Annotated in this window: 19 protein-coding genes and 1 tRNA gene; 15 read left to right on the top strand and 5 right to left on the bottom strand. The window is 27.0% G+C overall.

Going from position 1 to position 16,675, the window contains the following annotated elements; all coding sequences use genetic code 11:
- Together IPM32_10345 and IPM32_10350 are read left to right on the top strand one after the other, a co-directional pair.
- Positions 1-705 (top strand): SDR family NAD(P)-dependent oxidoreductase, encoded by a 705-nt coding sequence (locus IPM32_10345; protein ID MBK8945652.1) that lies wholly within the window; start codon positions 1-3, stop codon positions 703-705.
- Positions 706-783: 78 nt separating this feature from the next.
- Positions 784-1,578 (top strand): hypothetical protein, encoded by a 795-nt coding sequence (locus IPM32_10350; protein ID MBK8945653.1) that lies wholly within the window; start codon positions 784-786, stop codon positions 1,576-1,578.
- Positions 1,579-1,626: 48 nt separating this feature from the next.
- Here the strand turns inward: IPM32_10350 and IPM32_10355 are convergent, their stop codons facing one another.
- Positions 1,627-2,157: a periplasmic heavy metal sensor gene (locus IPM32_10355; protein MBK8945654.1), complete on the bottom strand. Its 531-nt coding sequence runs from the start codon at positions 2,155-2,157 to the stop codon at positions 1,627-1,629.
- Between the two features lie 120 nt (positions 2,158-2,277).
- On the opposite strand from IPM32_10355, the gene IPM32_10360 reads away from it, so the two are divergent.
- From IPM32_10360 to IPM32_10410, 11 genes are all read left to right on the top strand, one after another.
- Positions 2,278-2,823 carry a sigma-70 family RNA polymerase sigma factor gene (locus tag IPM32_10360; protein ID MBK8945655.1) on the top strand — a complete coding sequence of 182 codons (546 nt, stop codon included), beginning with the start codon at positions 2,278-2,280 and terminating at the stop codon, positions 2,821-2,823.
- Positions 2,816-3,424 (top strand): hypothetical protein, encoded by a 609-nt coding sequence (locus IPM32_10365; GenBank protein ID MBK8945656.1) that lies wholly within the window; start codon positions 2,816-2,818, stop codon positions 3,422-3,424. The genes IPM32_10360 and IPM32_10365 overlap by 8 nt, the downstream gene beginning before the upstream one ends.
- 7 nt (positions 3,425-3,431) lie before the next feature.
- A complete protein-coding gene (locus tag IPM32_10370) occupies positions 3,432-3,911 on the top strand; it encodes a hypothetical protein (protein MBK8945657.1) in 480 nt (159 codons plus the stop codon).
- Between the two features lie 129 nt (positions 3,912-4,040).
- Positions 4,041-4,124: transfer RNA gene (locus IPM32_10375), tRNA-Leu, on the top strand.
- Between the two features lie 35 nt (positions 4,125-4,159).
- A complete protein-coding gene (locus IPM32_10380; GenBank protein MBK8945658.1) occupies positions 4,160-4,930 on the top strand; it encodes a tetratricopeptide repeat protein in 771 nt (256 codons plus the stop codon).
- Positions 4,931-5,160: 230 nt separating this feature from the next.
- Positions 5,161-8,136 carry a tetratricopeptide repeat protein gene (locus IPM32_10385; GenBank protein ID MBK8945659.1) on the top strand — a complete coding sequence of 992 codons (2,976 nt, stop codon included), beginning with the start codon at positions 5,161-5,163 and terminating at the stop codon, positions 8,134-8,136.
- Positions 8,133-9,716, top strand: coding sequence for a hypothetical protein (locus IPM32_10390; GenBank protein MBK8945660.1), 1,584 nt, complete (start codon positions 8,133-8,135; stop codon positions 9,714-9,716). Before IPM32_10385 ends, IPM32_10390 begins: the two co-directional genes overlap by 4 nt.
- A gap of 30 nt (positions 9,717-9,746) precedes the next feature.
- Positions 9,747-11,492, top strand: coding sequence for an SPOR domain-containing protein (locus IPM32_10395; protein ID MBK8945661.1), 1,746 nt, complete (start codon positions 9,747-9,749; stop codon positions 11,490-11,492).
- Between the two features lie 19 nt (positions 11,493-11,511).
- The gene (locus tag IPM32_10400; GenBank protein ID MBK8945662.1) at positions 11,512-12,168 is read left to right on the top strand and encodes a MotA/TolQ/ExbB proton channel family protein; all 657 of its coding nucleotides are present in this window, start codon (positions 11,512-11,514) and stop codon (positions 12,166-12,168) included.
- 7 nt (positions 12,169-12,175) lie between these two features.
- Positions 12,176-12,580 (top strand): biopolymer transporter ExbD, encoded by a 405-nt coding sequence (locus IPM32_10405; protein MBK8945663.1) that lies wholly within the window; start codon positions 12,176-12,178, stop codon positions 12,578-12,580.
- Positions 12,577-13,266, top strand: coding sequence for an energy transducer TonB (locus IPM32_10410; protein MBK8945664.1), 690 nt, complete (start codon positions 12,577-12,579; stop codon positions 13,264-13,266). The genes IPM32_10405 and IPM32_10410 overlap by 4 nt, the downstream gene beginning before the upstream one ends.
- Here the strand turns inward: IPM32_10410 and IPM32_10415 are convergent.
- From IPM32_10415 to IPM32_10430, 4 genes are all read right to left on the bottom strand, one after another.
- On the bottom strand, positions 13,259-13,540 hold the full coding sequence (locus tag IPM32_10415; GenBank protein ID MBK8945665.1) for a hypothetical protein: 282 nt from the start codon (positions 13,538-13,540) through the stop codon (positions 13,259-13,261). The two genes, IPM32_10410 and IPM32_10415, sit on opposite strands and share 8 nt — an antisense overlap.
- Positions 13,537-14,046, bottom strand: a complete 510-nt coding sequence (locus IPM32_10420) for a DUF4199 family protein (protein ID MBK8945666.1) — start codon at positions 14,044-14,046, stop codon at positions 13,537-13,539. Before IPM32_10420 ends, IPM32_10415 begins: the two co-directional genes overlap by 4 nt.
- Before the next feature lie 2 nt (positions 14,047-14,048).
- Positions 14,049-14,438 carry a DUF2085 domain-containing protein gene (locus tag IPM32_10425; protein ID MBK8945667.1) on the bottom strand — a complete coding sequence of 130 codons (390 nt, stop codon included), beginning with the start codon at positions 14,436-14,438 and terminating at the stop codon, positions 14,049-14,051.
- Positions 14,439-14,512: 74 nt separating this feature from the next.
- The gene (locus IPM32_10430) at positions 14,513-15,349 is read right to left on the bottom strand and encodes an NHL repeat-containing protein (protein MBK8945668.1); all 837 of its coding nucleotides are present in this window, start codon (positions 15,347-15,349) and stop codon (positions 14,513-14,515) included.
- A 60-nt stretch (positions 15,350-15,409) separates the two neighbouring features.
- Between IPM32_10430 and nth the strand changes: the two genes are divergently transcribed.
- Together nth and IPM32_10440 are read left to right on the top strand one after the other, a co-directional pair.
- Complete coding sequence (nth, locus tag IPM32_10435) at positions 15,410-16,057, top strand: endonuclease III (GenBank protein MBK8945669.1); 648 nt, start codon at positions 15,410-15,412, stop codon at positions 16,055-16,057.
- Complete coding sequence (locus tag IPM32_10440) at positions 16,058-16,615, top strand: HDIG domain-containing protein (protein ID MBK8945670.1); 558 nt, start codon at positions 16,058-16,060, stop codon at positions 16,613-16,615.
- Positions 16,616-16,675 lie beyond the last annotated feature (60 nt).

Below are 16,675 nucleotides of genomic sequence, written 5' to 3' on the forward strand. Positions count from 1 at the left end.
TTGAAAAGAAAAACTGCAATTGTAACTGGTGCAAGCAAAGGAATCGGGAATTCCATTTCGCTAAAATTAGCCGAAGAAAATTTTAATGTTATGATTTTTGGAAGAAGTGAAAAAAATTTAATTTCGGTAAAAAAAGAAATTTTGAAAAATAATGTTGAGTGCGAATATTTTATTGGAGATGTTGCAGATCAAAATTTTGTTAATATTTCCATTAAACAAATATTAAAGAAATATAAAAAAGTTGATATTTTAATTAACAATGCTGGTGTAGCAATTTTCAAAAAATTTTCAGAAACAACTTTAGAAGATTTTCAAACTCAAGTTAATACAAATGTTTACGGAGTTTTCAATTTTACAAAATCAGTAGTTGAAAATATGATAAACAACGAAAATGGAACTATTATTAACATTGTTTCGCAAGCTGGTAAATTTGGATTTGATTTTGGCTCAACTTATTCTGCAACAAAGCACGCAGTTATGGGTTTTTCAAAATCCATTTTATTGGAATTGCGAAAATTTAATATTCGAGTAATTACTGTTTGTCCCGGTTCTACTGATACTGATATGATAAAAAATTCGCCAATCCATAAAAATTTAAAGCAATTTCTAAAACCAAAAGATATTGCAGAAATTGTGATATCCGCAATAAAACTTCCGCAAAATGCATTAATTAGCGATTTGGAAATTCGTCCTACAAATCCTTAATGTGATTTAAATCACTAAACAATCATTTTTGTAAGACGATTATTGAATAGGCTAATTGCGCTTATTCATGAGAGTTTAATGGTTGTAGGTAAATTTAATTACCATAAGATTTTATTTACTTTAGATACTTTATCAACTACAGAAGAAAAAATTAGTTTTCTTTTTGGAGTTAAACTTGAAGTAAATAAAGTTATTCAATGTTTTACTCAAACAAAATTTCAGCCTTTAAGAAATTATATTAGAGAAAATAAATTTGCTGATGACGGTTGCGAAGAATTAACCGAGTTCCTAAAAAAAATTGTTAGTTTTTATAATTCGCCGTTGTATTCAAACAGATTTATAAGCGAAGAAATTCTGAAAAGACATCTACGTGAAGAAGTAATAAATTATAAAAAGTTTGCACGACTTATTGATTCTGAAATAAATTACTGGATTGAACGAAGAGAAAAATTAAGTAAACAAAATGAAAATCAATTTGATAAAAGAGAAAAAAATATGGAAGAATTAAAGAATACTCACAATGAAATTGAAGAAGAAAATCAAAACCAATTTGAAGATGAAAATTTATCACAATTTGAAAATTCAACTTCAATTCGTGAGCTAAAAGAAAAACAGAAAAAAATAGTTTGGAAAGGATCAAAAGAAGATTTGATTTATTTCTTTGATCAACTTTACGGATTGCAGTTATTAAAAATTAAAGGATATGATGAAATATTTTCAATAGTTTCTCATTATTTTATTTCTGAAAACGGTGAGCCAATGTTTGTTGAAAAATCAGCATCTGCAAAAATGAATTTAACTGGACCCAAAATTCCCGAAGGTTATCAAAGATATATGAGAAGTATTGAAAAACTTAAAACAAAAGAAAAATAAAAACCGGAAAAATTAAATTCCCGGTTTATAAAATTTGTATAAATAAAATTAATTTTCGTCTTCATGTTCATCTTCTTCATTTTCCTCATTTGGCGGAGGAGGCATTAATTTTCCCATTTCTCTTTCACCATCAAACTTTCTCATTTTTCTAAATTCTCGCGCACGTTCTCTAAATTCATCAGGCATATCAGCAAAGTGATTTTGCCACTCAACTTTTTGATTCTTATCAAGAATTTTATATACATCCAGCCACATTTTTGTTCTTAAATCAGATAATTCATTTTTTAATTTATTTGCATTTTGAGTTAAGTTTACAAATTCATTTTCGCTAAAATTTTCAGATTTAAATAATTTCTGAATTTCCAATCTATTCTTTTTTAACTTTGCTTGAATATCAATAATTTTTTCATCATGATTAAATTGAATTTGATCAAATTTTTTCTTTTGTTCTTCAGTAAGATTTAATTTTTTAACTCCAAGAAAACGGTCTTTTACTCTTTTGGGACCTTGTGCATAAAAATCACTTGCTTGCGATAAAACCATTGTTGCAATTAAAATTAACATTATTATTTTTTTCATTTTTACTCCTTTTTATTTGTGTTTTGCATATTTGACAAAATAATTTTTGCGCGGGTTTAAAATCAAAAATTTAAACCACCGACTAATAATTTTTGTCTAAATTATTGCTCAAGGAAATTTATGGCTGATGAAAAAGAATTTGAACTCGTTAATAATTTCATAAATGGAGATGAAAAATCATTTAATAAAATTGTTAATGAGTATCAAAAATTAATTTATTGGAATGCGCGAAGAATGCTGGGGAATCATTATGATGCCGATGAAATAACTCAGCAAGTAATAATTGTTCTTTATAATAAATTGAAAACTTTCAAATTTAATTCCTCGTTAAAAACGTGGATTTATAAAATCACTTTAACAAGAAGTTTAAATTTGATAAAAAAAAATAAAGTAAAAAGTTTTTTTAATTTGGAAGATCCAATTGCAAATGTAAAAAATGAAAATGATATTATTAAAAATTTTGAAGACAAAGAAAAATTAGAAAAATTAAACTCAGTTTTAAATGAATTGCCGATTAAACAAAAAGAAGTTTTTATTCTTAGAAAATTTGATGAATTGAGTTATGAAGAAATTTCTGAAATAACCGGAAAAAGTATTGGCGGATTAAAAGCAAATTATTTTCACGCGTTAAATAAAATTTTAACTAAGCTGGAAGATTATGAATAAAAATTTACAATTTATTAGATATGTAGAAAATGAATTTTCTGAAATTGAAAAAAAGAAATTTGAAACCGAACTTTTAAAAGATGAGAATTTGAAATTAGAGTTCAATAAATTTCTTAAAAGGTACAAAAGTCTAAATCCGGGAATAAATTTCAATGAAGAATATTTTATAAATTTACTTCCAAAAGTAAGAGAAAGAATTTCTGCAAAAGAAAAATCATTTTTAAATTTTAATAAAATCCCTAAAACTGCTTTTGTAATTCCAATTATTATAATAGCGCTTGTAATACTATTTTCAGTTTTTAATAATCAAAGTAAAATAGAAGAAAAAATAAATTTTGAAAATTTAGTTTCGGAGTTTATTGAAAATAATGAAATAGCAAATGAACTTCTTAGCGAATCATTTGAATTAAACAGAAGTTCAAGTTATGATCCAAATATTTATTCATATATCTATGATGAAAGTGATTACGAAAATATTATCATAAATTATATTGATGAAAATAATCTCACATTCGAGTTAAACGAAAATGTAATTAATCAATTATCAGAAGATGAATATAATTTAGTTTATGGTGAACTTATTAATAAAAAAATTCTATAGGTAAAAAATGAAATCAAAATATTTTATAGTTGTATTATTTTTTGTCGGAAATATTTTTGCACAAGAAATGGGGAAACCACCATTTGATCCGCCAAATAAAAAATACGAACAACTTGAACAACTGAAATTATTAGAAATACTTGACCTTGAAGAAGATATTGCAGTAAAATTTGTAACGCGTAGAAATAAAAGTAGAGACAGAGTTTTTGAAATTATGAAATCGTTCGATTCTGATCTTGATAAAATGGAAAAGAATTTACGAAATGAAAAAGGTGATAAGAATTATTCGGATTTTATTGAAAAATGTATAAATTATGAAAATAAAATTACTGAAGAAAAAAATAATTTTATAAAATCACTTGATGATATTTTAACCGAAGAACAGATTGTAAAAATAATCCTTTTTGAAAGAAAGTTTAAGAAAGATGTGCGAGATATTCTTTTAGAAAAAGGAAGAAAAAGAATTAAGAAAGAGAGAGAAAATTAGCATAAAAAATTTCCTATCATTTGGAACAATTAAAAAATCGTATTGTTTACTTCTTCACATTTCGTAAAATAGTGTGGATTTAAGATATTGCATTTTTATTATTATAACTTTATCTTTGAAACCTATTTTGCGGAAGTGGTGAAATTGGTATACACGCTATCTTGAGGGGGTAGTGCCCGTAAGGGCATACGGGTTCAAGTCCCGTCTTCCGCACATGTTTAACTTAAAAAAAAGGAAAGGTGAGATTAATGAAGAAAATGATTAAAATCCTAATTACTCTACTGTTTACTTTTGTTACTGTTTTTGCCCAAGAAGCAGAAATGAATGTAGATGCTGCAAAACTCTATAATGAGGGCAATAAACAAATGAAAGCTGGAAATTTTGCTGGAGCTTTAGAAAATTATAATAAGGCATTGGATATTGATAAAGATTATAGAATATATTATCAGATGAGTTCTGTTTATAAAAAACAAAGAAATTTTGAAAAAGCTGAAGATGCATTAAAAAAATGTATAGCTGCAAATTCAAAATTTGCTACAGCGTATAATGCTATGGGAACAAATTATTATGCCTGGGGCAAATATGATTTAGCTATTGAAAATTTCAAAAAATTTAAGGAAATGAATAAAGAAAAGAAATTTCAAGAACAAGCTGCAAAATATATTGGTTTAGCTTATACAAAATTAGGTGAAGATGCTCTAAAAGATAAAAATTATGAAAAAGCTTCCGAACATTTACAAAATGCTGTTGCAAATTATAATTATGATGCCGCTTACTTAAAATTAGCCGATTTATACATTGAAACAGCCAAATATGATGATGCTCTTAAAGCTGCAGATAATGCAATTAATCATAGAGAAGCAAAATCTGAAGTTCCAAAAGGTGCTGCATATTTTTACAAAGCAATGGCATTTAAAGGATTAAATCAAGTAGAAAAAGCTAAAGAGAATTTCAAAATTGCAAGTGCTGATAAACAATATAAAGATAGAAGCAATCACGAATTAAAATATCTTAATTAAACTTCCCGAAAAAGAAATATATAAACCCAGTTAGAAAATTCTAATTGGGTTTTTCATTTCTATAACACAAAATAAACTAATGAGTTAAGAAGATTTTGTAATATTTGTCTTTAACTTATTCTACTAATTACTTATATTTTAGAAATATATTTATCAAAAAGTTCGGAAACATTTCTAATAAATTTTTGGTTTAATTAGTTATTGTAGAATTTTAAGATTTCTAAAAAACTATGAAAAATTCAATCAAACTGCTTATTGTAATTTCGTTATTTTCATCTTACCAATTTGCTCAACAAGATATTTCATTTTACTCAGATGGAATGAAACATTTTCATAGTGAAGATTATTCACGCGCTATTTCAGATTTCAATCAATTTATATGTCAATCAGAAGTCGATGAAAATTTGTTATCAAGTGCCAAATTGTATATTGGCGAAAGTTTATTAGGTTTGGAACAATTTGACGGTGCAATTGCACAATTTGAAGAATTTGTTGAAAAATATCCGACATCAAATTTAAGAGAATTAGCACTTTATAGATTGGGTAATCTTTATTTTGATAAAAAATTGTATGATAAAAGTCGAGATAATTTAGTAATTCTTGTAAATAAATATCCCAACTCGGAATATTCCGGTTCTTCATATCATTTAATAGGTGAAACTTTTATTGAAGAAAACGATTTGAACAAAGCCGAGCAATTTTTTAGTTCAGCTGTAAATTCTAAATATAATAATAAGTTTGTAGACCACAGTATTTTTTCATTAGCGAATGTTTATGAAAAAAAAGGAGAATATCTAAAAGCTGTTGAATATTACGATAAACTTTTAGGATTTCATAGAAACAGCGAATTAGCGGCACAATCTCAATATAGAATTGGTGTTTGCTATTTTGAACTTAAGGAATATGATAACGCAATTTTGGAATTATCAGATCCGTTAATAGAAGAATTGGAAATTGATGATAAAAATTACTCCGATTATATTTTGGCAAATTCGTTTTACAGATTAAAAGAATTTAATAATGCTTCGGAAGCATATAAAAGAATTTTGAATAATTCGCCTTCTGATGATATGTTGAATAAAATTAGATATGGTTTAGCATGGATTAATTTTCAGCAAGGCGATTATGAAAGTGCATACAAACTTTTTAATTCGCTATCAAACAGCAAAGATGATTCAATAGCAATTAAATCTTTTTATTGGAGCGGCGAATCAAAACGATATGAAGGTGATTATAATGAATCTATAGAAATTCATAAAAAATTTGCAGAAAAATATCCGAATCATCCGCTTGCGCAAAGAGTTAAACTAAATATTGGAATTAGTAAATTCAGTGAGAAAAGTTTTGATGAATCAGAAGAATCATTACTACAATCATTAAAAAATTCCGATCCATTTACTCGTTCAAAATCATATACACTTTTGGGTGAAATAAGTCTTCGAAGAAAAGATTATGCAAAAGCTAAAGAATATTTTCAATACGGATTAAACATTTCTCAAATTCCAATTCAGTTAAAAGACCGATGCCATTTGGGTTTGGGTGTTTCTAATTTTTATTTGAAAAATAATAATGAAGCTTTGAAGAATTTTAATTCAATTAACGAAAGTGAAACTGAAATTGAGAAAAGTAAATTACATTTCTATCGTGCAGAAACAAACTTTATGCTTGAAAATTATTCAAAATCACTTTCTGATTACAACAGAATTAATATTGAAGATGAACAATTTGCTAATGATGTAATTTATGGTAAAGGTTATTCATATTTTAATTTAACGGATTTTTCCAAAGCTGCATATTATTTTAATGAATTTATTAAAAATGCGTCAGGAGATAAACGATTTAATGAATGTCAGTTAAGATTAGCTGATTGCTATTATGCACAAAAAGATTTCATCAAAGCGGGAAATTATTATCAAAGAGCTTTAATAAATTCGGCTGAGTTTAGTAATGATGAAAGAGCATTTTTTAATTATGGACAAAGTTTATTCAAATCCGGTGATTCCGAAAATGCTATTAAAGTTTTAGAACAAATTCAAAATAAATTTTCGTCTTCAAACTATGCTGATGATTCACAATATTTAATTGGATGGATTAATTTTCAGCAAAATGAATTTGAAGAAGCAATATATCATTACAATTTATTATTTGAAAAATATCCCCAATCAACTTTACTGCCAATTGCACTTTATTCAATCGGCGATGCTTATTTCAATCAAGGTGAATATGATGATGCTGTTTCAAATTATAATAAAGTAATTTCACAATATCCTAATACACCGTATGTTTATGATGCTGTTAATGGAATTCAATATTGTTATGTTGTTCAGGATAAGCAAGATGAAGCAATAAGTTATTTAAAAAATTTTATTAATGAGCATCAAGGATATGAATACATTGATAAAATTCAGATGAAAATTGGTGAAATTTATTACAGTTCCGGTCAATATGAACCAGCAATTCTTGAATATGAAAAAGTAGTAAATAATTATCCGCAAAGTGCATCTGTTCCGCAAGCTTATTATTGGATGGGAAAAAGTTCAGGATTGTTAAATAATCCAGATAAAGCAATTCCATATTTTGAGTATGTTAAAAATAATTCCTTAAATTCTGAAGAAGGATTTAATTCTGTTTTAGAACTTGGAAATATTTATAGAACGCAAAATAATTCTGCTGAAGAAATTAGTTTATATGACGAAGTTTTAAGTAAGATTGGCGATACAAAAAGAATTTCGGAATTAAAATTAGCAAAAGCACAAAGCTATATTGCTAACAACCAAATTCCATCGGCATTTCAAGCATTGCAAGAAATTGTTGATAGTAAAGATGGTTCACTATTTTACCACAAAGCGGAAATTGAATTGGGAATTTTAGAACTCGCAAGAAATAATTACGAATATTCCCTCAATTTATTTAAAAATGTTTCAGAAAGTAGAAAAGATGATATTGCTGCACAAGCAATGTATTATGTTGGTTTAAATTATTTTCAACAAAAGAAAATTCCCGAAGCAATTACCGAATTAATAAAATTGCGTTCTGTCTATAATATGTATGATGAATGGTATACAAAATCATTGTTGCTGCTTGGTGATTGTTATGTTGCAAATAATGATAAAACAAATGCAGCAGAAATGTATAAAGCAGTTTTGAAACGTCACAAAAAAAATCAATTTGCTCAAGAAGCTAATGAGAAATTAAAACAATTATGAAAAAAATAATATTACTTTTAATTTTAAGCATTTCTGTTCTTTTTGGTCAAGAAGATAATTCACAGGGAATTGAACTTCCAGATTTTGTAATTACCGGTAACGAAAATATTACTGTTCCAAAAATGCAAAAGTCGCAGCCAAATTTAATCCCTCTGTTATCAAAAGATTTTTTCACTCCGCTAAATATTAGTGATGATCAAACAAGTATTGCGCTTCCAAAATTTGAAAATCAAGTTGTTAGTATTCCAAAATATTTACAATTAACAAATGCATTGTTAAGACTAAACGCTGGATTGCACACTTGGCCTTCTGGAGAATTTTATTTTAATGATTGGAGCGAAAATTTATCATACAATGCACATCTTTACGGTTTGAACGAATTAGAATATGTTAAAAATGCGGGATTAAGTTATGCTGGAATTGGACTTGGAACAAAATATTTTGTTGATCATGAATCAAATTTTTTACCCGGGCTTGAAATAGATTTACACGGAAATTATTTGTATGAATCATACAATTTTTATGGCTCAGAAAATGGAAATCTTGAAAGAATTACAAATGATGGATTTGTTTCTCTTTCGTTTAATTTTGCAACTGATTCATACCGAAAATTTGGTTTAACATTTAACAATGAATATTATAAGCAAAAAGATGATGCAATAAGTGAAAATATATTTTCAACAAATGCTTATGTAAAACTTAAATTAGCAGAATTTGATTTTTTGATTAATGGCGGTTTTAAGAATCAATCATTAAATTCAAAAGAATTTAATGAAGGAAATAATTCGTTCTTTATTACAAATGCTAATTTGGCTTTCAATCCGTTTTCATTTTTATATGTAAAAGGTGGTATTTATTTTGCAGAAAGTGAAGGAAATACTTTTTTTGCTCCAAATGCTTATGCAAGTATAAAATTTAATAAAAGTTTTTCAGTTTTCGGTGAGCTTGCTCCATCAACTGAATTTTTAACTTTAAGCGATTTTAGAAATGGAAATAGATTTTATGAATTAAATAATTTTGTAAATCTTTTTCTTGAGAATAATTTCAATTTGAAAATTGCAGCCAAATTTGAATACGAAAAATATTTTGAAATAAGCGGCGGGTTTGGTTATGTAAATTCTGATAACAATTTTTATTTTCAAGATGATTCGTTAAATGGAATTTTTAAAATTCACAAAATAGATACAGAAAAAGCATTTGCGTATTTAAATTTTCTTTTTCGTAAAGGACCTTTTGGTGAATTTTATGGGAACTTAGTTTTGCAAAATTTATCTGGATCGAATTCTAAGGATTTACCTTATAATTCTTCATTTTTAATGGATTTTAGTTACACGTATAATTGGTCTAAATTCGGACTAAATTTAACTCTAAATTATTTTGGTAAAACTTTTACAAATATTGAAAATACAAATGAAATTCAAGAAGCTGCAAATATTAATGCAAATTTCAATTATGAATTATTTGAGAATTTCGATTTAACTTTATCATTGCAAAATTTGCTTAATGATAAATACTATTATTTTAGGAATTATAAAGCAAAACCTTTTGATTTGATTGCCGGTTTTGAGTTTAGATGGTAAATGAATTTTAACCATTCCTAAGAGGATAAAATGGATAAACAAATATTAGAACAAAAGTTTGCAGAAATTTTGGGAATAAATGAAAGCGAAAGCAGTTTCGCTTTTAATAAATTCAAAGAAAAAATTGTTGAAAATCTTTTTGTTGGTGATGCACTAAAAGTAAAAGATTTGGGTGTGTTTCAGATCAAAGAGCAATTAAATGATGAATCCAACAAACTTAGTATTAGAAAAAAAACACTATTATTTTCTCCGGTTCAATCTCTTTCCTCTGATGATTCACTTTTTCTCACATTAGATATTCAACAAAAATTTGGTGATGCAATAGAATTTGATGAAGGAATTTTTCAATTGGGAATTGGCAAGGCAATGATAAAACTTGATGAAAATCAAGATAGCGAAAATGTTGATCAAAGAGCTTTAGAAATTGAAAATAAAATAGATGAACTCATTAGAACTTCCGAAAGAATACAAAATTATGATATTTGGGAAGATTATTTAGAAGGTAAAGAAAGCAAAAGTATTCTTGATGATGAAGATATTAAAGATGAATTGGATTCATATTTTGATGATGATTTAGATGTCAAATCAAAACAGCTTTTTGAAAATGATTTTGAAGAACTTAACGAAGATGAAATATTTAAAGAAATTATGAATGATGAAAAATTAGAAAATAAAGATTTAGATGAAATAACGAATGACGAAAAATTAAATGAAAAAATAAAAATTGATTTGGAACAAGAAACTATTGAAGAATCTTTGGATAAAGAGAATTCCAAAATAGAACTTGACGAATTTGAAAATATTTCTGAAATAACAAATAAAGAAATTCCAACTTTTACAGATGAAACATTAGAGAAATTTCCAAATGAAGAAATCAAAGTAGAAATAAACGAACCGGAAATTCCTAATGAATTTGAAAATAATTTTAATGAAAAAATATATGATGATATTGAAGAAATAAATAAAGAAATAGTTTCGGAAAAAAATGTAATCGATGAAATTATACAAAATACAGTTGCAGAAGAAAAAACTGCTGATGAAAATTTAATTTCGGATATAATTGATAATCAAGATAAAAGTGAAACAGATATGAGAACAAAAATTCCAAAAAGAAGAAATAAGACATTAGTTAATTTTTTAATTGGAATATTTCTTTTAATTGCAGCTGTTGGAATTTACTTTTTATTTTTTGCAAACCCAACTTGGCTTTATGATGAACACGAAGTTGAAGTTGCATTAGCAGAAAAGAATGAAGAGATTTTAAATAGTACAGAAGAAGAAATTCCAATTGATAGTGTAAGTTTAGAATCAACAACTCTACCAAATATTCCTTCTGATTCTACAGTTAATAATAATTTAGATGAAAAAAAAGAATTGATTGTTGAAGCTGAAAAAAAAGTCGAAGAAAAAAATAATTCGCCGATTACAAAAGTTGAACAAAAATCTGAAAATAAAATTGATAAAGCTAAAACAAATATTAGTAAGAATGAATCGCAAAAATTAGCAAATATTAAATCTGAAATTAAAGATATTGATCCGAATGAAAATGAAGTTACTGATAATATTTTTTCAAACGGTACAAGTTTTTCTGTACAAGTTTCATCTTGGAAACAGAAAACAATTGCAGAAAGAGAAGCGAATAAATTAGTAAGTAAAGGTTTCAGCGCATATGTTGTAAAAGTGTTTATCCCTAAATTTAATGGATATTGGCACAGAGTTAGAATCGGTCCGTACTCAACATTAGAAGAAGCAAAAAAAAATCAGTCAAAATTATAAAAGAACTAAAGGAATAAAAATGTCAATATTATCAATGCTATCAAAAGGCGGATGGTTAATGATTCCGCTGTTCATTAGTTCAATAATTGCAGTGGGAATTATTATTGAAAGATATATTGTAATAAAAAAATCAAAGTTAAATGTTCCGGCATTTTTAGTTAAAATTAGAGGAATGTTAATTAAAGAAGATATTTCCGGGGCAATTAGTTATTGCATCGAAGAAAAATCTCCGGCTGCAAATATTATTAAAAGTGGATTGAAAAAATATCATTTGGGTCATGAGAGAGTAAAGGAATCAATTGAAAATGCCGGTAGACAAGAAGTAGCAAAATTGGAAAAAGGTTTATCGATGGTTGCAACTATTTCCGGAATTGCACCTTTGTTGGGATTTTTAGGAACAGTAACGGGAATGATTCAAGCATTTATGAGAATTCAAGATTTACAAGGTTCTGCAAACCCAAGTGATTTGGCCGGTGGAATTTGGGAAGCATTAATTACTACAGCTGTAGGTTTGGCAATAGGAATTATTGCATTAGCTTTCTATAATTATTTAACAACCGGAATTAGTAAATTAATTCTTGATATGGAAGTTGTAACAAATGATGTACTTGATATTATTGAAGAAACAAGCCGCGGTAACAAAGTGATTCAAGAAGATATTGAAATAGAATTATAGGATTACTATGAAATTTGAAATGAAAGAAAAACCCTTAAGCGCATTTAACTTTTCATCATTAACGGATATAGTTTTTTTACTTTTAATATTCTTCTTACTTTCTTCACAATTTGTAATTCAAACCGGAGTAAAAGTACAACTGCCGGCTTCAAAAATGAATGAACAAAGTATGTCAACAAAATTAATTGTATCAATTACAGAAGAAAAAGAAGTTTATGTTGGAAGTGAAAAAACTGATATTGCTTCGGTTGCGTTAAAATTAGGTGATTTAATGAAAGATATTACAGAAAATAATTTAGTAATTCGTGCTGATAAAACTGTTGATATTGATTTAGTAATTCAAGTTATTGATGCCGCAAAAGCTGTTGGAATAGAAAAATTTACAATTGAAACTGAGAAACAATCATTTTGAAAAATAGAAAAAATCCATATTTATTTTCAATTGCAGTTCATTTGATTTTACTAATGATTTTATATTTCATTAAAATCAATTCAGAACCAGCTGAAGAAGAATTTGTTACAATTGGATTTGGATCAATTGGGAATTTAAGTTCAGCCGGAGTTCGTGCGGAAAATCCTACAGAAGAAAAGCAAATTAAAGAACCAGAAAAACAACAAACAGTAAAAGAAGAAATTGTAAAAAAAGTTGAATTACCAAAAGTTCAAAATCCGGATGAAACTAATAATGTTGTTGTAAGTGCAGATAAAAAACAAAATGATAAAGTAACAAAGCCGGAGGAAGTTGAACCAATTCCAACCAAGGAAGAAGAAGCTGGAAATGGTACGGAAGAAACTGGTGAAGGTGATGCAAGTTTTGGATTTGAAATTGATTTCGGCGGAAAAGGTAAAAGAAAAATTTATAGTTATTCGCTGCCGCCATATCCAGAAGGTGTTTCCAAAGAAATTGATGTTAAACTAAAATTTACAATTCTTTCTGATGGAAGTGTTGGAAGAATTTTACCACTTATAAAAGCCGATTCAAAATTGGAATTGGCAGCAATAAATTCTTTACGACAATGGAGATTTGAACCGCTTCCGGAGAGAGCAAAAAATATTGAACAAACTGCCGTAATTATTTTTCCGTTTAGACTTAGGTAGTTTTTATATCTTTATAATAAAATTTAAAAAAGAAATATTCTGCAATTGTTAATAAAGTTAAAGTAATTGTATCTCTATCAAAAAATCTTCCAAACCCTTCCGGCTCAAAAACCAATTTTACAAGCATTCCTGAAATTGACCAACCGACACTAAAAAAAATTATAATGAAAGCTAAATTAATTAACGCAGAACTAAGGGATTCCTTTTTAAGTTTTTTTATAAAAATGTATCCCACAAAAATAATATGTAATAAAAAGATAAGAACAATTATCATAATTTTATCCCGGAGTTTTTTGAATTATAATATTTCGTTCCAACCAATCCGCCAATCAAACCAAATATTGAATCTACAATCAAATTATTAAAAATTACCGATATTGTATAAAGTGCAGAAAATCCTTTTTCTCTAATAGATTCAGCCACTTCTTGCATCAAATTAATAACTTCATTTTTTATTTCTTGTGCAACTGGAAAATTATCAACCATAACGTTTAATTCGTTTATCGCTTCTAAAATATCATTGTTTCTTGTTAAAAACGTTACGAAAATATCAAAAAAGCTTCCGAAAAAAGCTGCGAACAATCCGGTTAAAAATCCTAATAATGCGCCTCTTTTAATATTAAAATTTCCAGTTAAATTTTCAGATTTTGCTGCCAAAGTTATTGCAAAAAAAGCGGCGATTGGAATGATTAAACAGCACGTTAATGATTTTACAATTGGTACAACATGTAAAACTCCAGCTGAAAATCCGGCAACCAAAGCCGGTAAATATTTTTTCAAATTCATCCTTGATGTTTTATGAATAAAAGTAAAATTTGCTTGTGAATATATGAAAAACCGACGGAACCTAAAAGTAAACCGGTTATAAAAGAAATTAAATGAATGTAGGAATAAATTCCAAAAGATGTAAAAATTACGTCAAGAAAAAGAGGAATTGAAAAAATAAATAATTGTTTTGTGGAAACGGATTTCTCAATTCTAAATAAAATTAAAATTATACTAAATAAACTTCCGAAATAAATTCCGGAACATCTTGCGCAAACCAAAGTATGATAACCAAAATAGTTAATTAATTTTTCTGATTGTGTATGACAGACAATTGTGTAATTATATTTTAAAAATGGGAAAATGTAAAATATTGCTGGGAAAGTATCTAAAAATAATTCTGCCAAAATGCCTAAACACCAAATAAGAATTATGAAAAATAAAAATAAATTTAATGTTTTAGGTTTTATGTCAAACAAAATTATTTAATAATAAAATATTTTATAAGCCGGTGTTGAGTTAAAACAATTAAATGATTTTCCAATATTTCAGCATCTACAATTTTTTCATCATTCAAATTTGGGAAGTTTAAAAATTTACTAATTGTTTTTTTTTCTGAAAGATCGAAAATTTCAATTTGATTTTTACTGATAAAAGCTAAATTATTTTCAACAATTTTTATTTTTTCAGCTTCAGAATTTATTTTAAAATAGAAAAGATCATTTCCATATTGATCAAAAACTTTAATTGTTTCTTCATCAAGAATGAACAAATTATTCAAATCATCAATTGTTAAACTTACCGGATTATTTATTGCAAAATTTCCGGCATCGTTACCGCCAATTTCTTGAAGAAATTCCCCGGTTAAATTGAATTTCAAAATTTTGTTATTATCGGAATCTAAAATAAATAAATCACCAATGTTAGAAATTTCAATACAAATTGGGTAACCAAACTCAATTTCATTTTGAGAATTTTTGCCGGAATATTCAGAAAGAAAATTTAAATCTTTATCAAACCTTTGAATTCTATTATTGTTTTTATCGGCAACATATAAACTTAAAGTATTTGTAACTAAATCTATAGGTTCATCAAATGTGGAATTTTCCCAGCCAAATCCGCCGATTGAATTTAATAATTTTCCGGTTGAATCAAATTTTGAAATCGTATTTGACTTAATATCTGCAACAAAAAAATTGTTTGATAAATCAATATCAAACGCAGAAGCATTTTCAAAATTTCCAAAATCATCTACAAATTGCAATGATTGAGAAATAGAAATTGAATGCAAAACAAAAAGTGCAATAATTATTTTCATAAAATAAAATTAGGTAAAATGTTATTTTTAGAAAAGTCAATATTGAAAAGAATTTTGTAAATGAAAAAAGTTGAGCAAAATAGAATTGAAAAAATATTTCGAATTTTAAAGGAAGAATATCCTAATACAAAACCGCAACTTGAGTTTTCAAATCCTCTCGAATTACTAATTGCAACAATTCTTAGCGCACAATGCACAGATGCAAGAGTGAATATTGTAACTAAAGATTTGTTTAAAAAGTTTAATTCTGCAGAAGATTTTGCAAAAGCAAATATTGGGGAATTGGAAAAGTATATTTTTTCAACCGGTTTTTATAAACAGAAGGCTAAAAATATTAAAAATTGCTGCAAAATTTTGGTTGATAATTTTCATACAAAAGTTCCAAATGATTTTGATGAATTAGTAAAACTACCGGGAGTGGGAAGAAAAACTGCATCGGTTGTTGCAGGACATGCTTTTAATATTCCCGCAATTGCTGTTGATACACATGTAAATAGAATAACAAATTTGCTTGAAATTGTAAATTCCAAAAATCCGGAAATTATTGAAAATAAACTGAAAGAGATTTTACCAAAAGAAGATTGGGTAAATTCGACACATTGGTTTATAAATCATGGAAGAAAAGTTTGTATTGCAAGAAGACCAAAATGTGAAATTTGCATGATTGAAAATTTTTGTCCAAGTTCAAAATTGAAAAAGGAAAAGTGAATGGAAAGAAATCGTGAATTTTGTCATAATCTTTTAAAAGAATATACTCAAAATGAAAGTCTGCTAAAACATGCATATTCTGTTGAAGCTTGCGTAAGATCATATGCACAAAAGTTTAATGAGGATACTGAGTTTTGGGGGAATGTTGCATTGCTGCATGATTTTGATTATGAAAAATTTCCAACAATGGAAGAACATCCGTTTCAAGGTGAAAAAATTCTAAAGGAAAAAGGATTTTCAGAAGTTTTTACTCGGGCAATTTTATCTCATGCAGATCATGCAAATGTTAAAAGAGAAAGTTTGTTAGAAAAAGTTTTATATGCTTGCGATGAATTATCGGGATTTATAACTGCGGTAACTTTAGTGAGACCAAATAAAAAAATTGATGAAGTTGAAGTAAGTTCAGTTAAGAAAAAAATGAAAGACAAAGCTTTTGCAAAGGCAGTTAGCAGAGATGATATTAAAAATGGAGCAGATGATTTGGGAATTTCGTTAGATGAACATATTCAATTTTGTATAAGTGCAATGCGAGGAATTAAAGAAAATTTAGGTCTTTAATTTTACACTATTTTTCGACTTAAAATTTTTCTACATTTGTTCGAAAATTATTATAAGTGT

The organism is Ignavibacteriota bacterium (genome assembly GCA_016716225.1).
GTDB lineage: Bacteria > Bacteroidota > Ignavibacteria > Ignavibacteriales > Melioribacteraceae.

Excerpts from the sequence above, each read along its gene's own strand:
- IPM32_10355 (MBK8945654.1), bottom strand. The coding sequence starts at position 2,157 with ATGAAAAAAATAATAATGTTAATTTTAATTGCAACAATGGTTTTATCG.
- IPM32_10430 (MBK8945668.1), bottom strand. The coding sequence starts at position 15,349 with ATGAAAATAATTATTGCACTTTTTGTTTTGCATTCAATTTCTATTTCT.
- IPM32_10415 (MBK8945665.1), bottom strand. The coding sequence starts at position 13,540 with ATGATAATTGTTCTTATCTTTTTATTACATATTATTTTTGTGGGATAC.
- IPM32_10380 (MBK8945658.1), top strand. The coding sequence starts at position 4,160 with ATGAAGAAAATGATTAAAATCCTAATTACTCTACTGTTTACTTTTGTT.
- IPM32_10395 (MBK8945661.1), top strand. The coding sequence starts at position 9,747 with ATGGATAAACAAATATTAGAACAAAAGTTTGCAGAAATTTTGGGAATA.
- nth (MBK8945669.1), top strand. The coding sequence starts at position 15,410 with ATGAAAAAAGTTGAGCAAAATAGAATTGAAAAAATATTTCGAATTTTA.
- IPM32_10350 (MBK8945653.1), top strand. The coding sequence starts at position 784 with ATGGTTGTAGGTAAATTTAATTACCATAAGATTTTATTTACTTTAGAT.
- IPM32_10405 (MBK8945663.1), top strand. The coding sequence starts at position 12,176 with ATGAAATTTGAAATGAAAGAAAAACCCTTAAGCGCATTTAACTTTTCA.
- IPM32_10360 (MBK8945655.1), top strand. The coding sequence starts at position 2,278 with ATGGCTGATGAAAAAGAATTTGAACTCGTTAATAATTTCATAAATGGA.
- IPM32_10400 (MBK8945662.1), top strand. The coding sequence starts at position 11,512 with ATGTCAATATTATCAATGCTATCAAAAGGCGGATGGTTAATGATTCCG.
- IPM32_10365 (MBK8945656.1), top strand. The coding sequence starts at position 2,816 with ATGAATAAAAATTTACAATTTATTAGATATGTAGAAAATGAATTTTCT.
- IPM32_10390 (MBK8945660.1), top strand. The coding sequence starts at position 8,133 with ATGAAAAAAATAATATTACTTTTAATTTTAAGCATTTCTGTTCTTTTT.
- IPM32_10385 (MBK8945659.1), top strand. The coding sequence starts at position 5,161 with ATGAAAAATTCAATCAAACTGCTTATTGTAATTTCGTTATTTTCATCT.
- IPM32_10440 (MBK8945670.1), top strand. The coding sequence starts at position 16,058 with ATGGAAAGAAATCGTGAATTTTGTCATAATCTTTTAAAAGAATATACT.
- IPM32_10370 (MBK8945657.1), top strand. The coding sequence starts at position 3,432 with ATGAAATCAAAATATTTTATAGTTGTATTATTTTTTGTCGGAAATATT.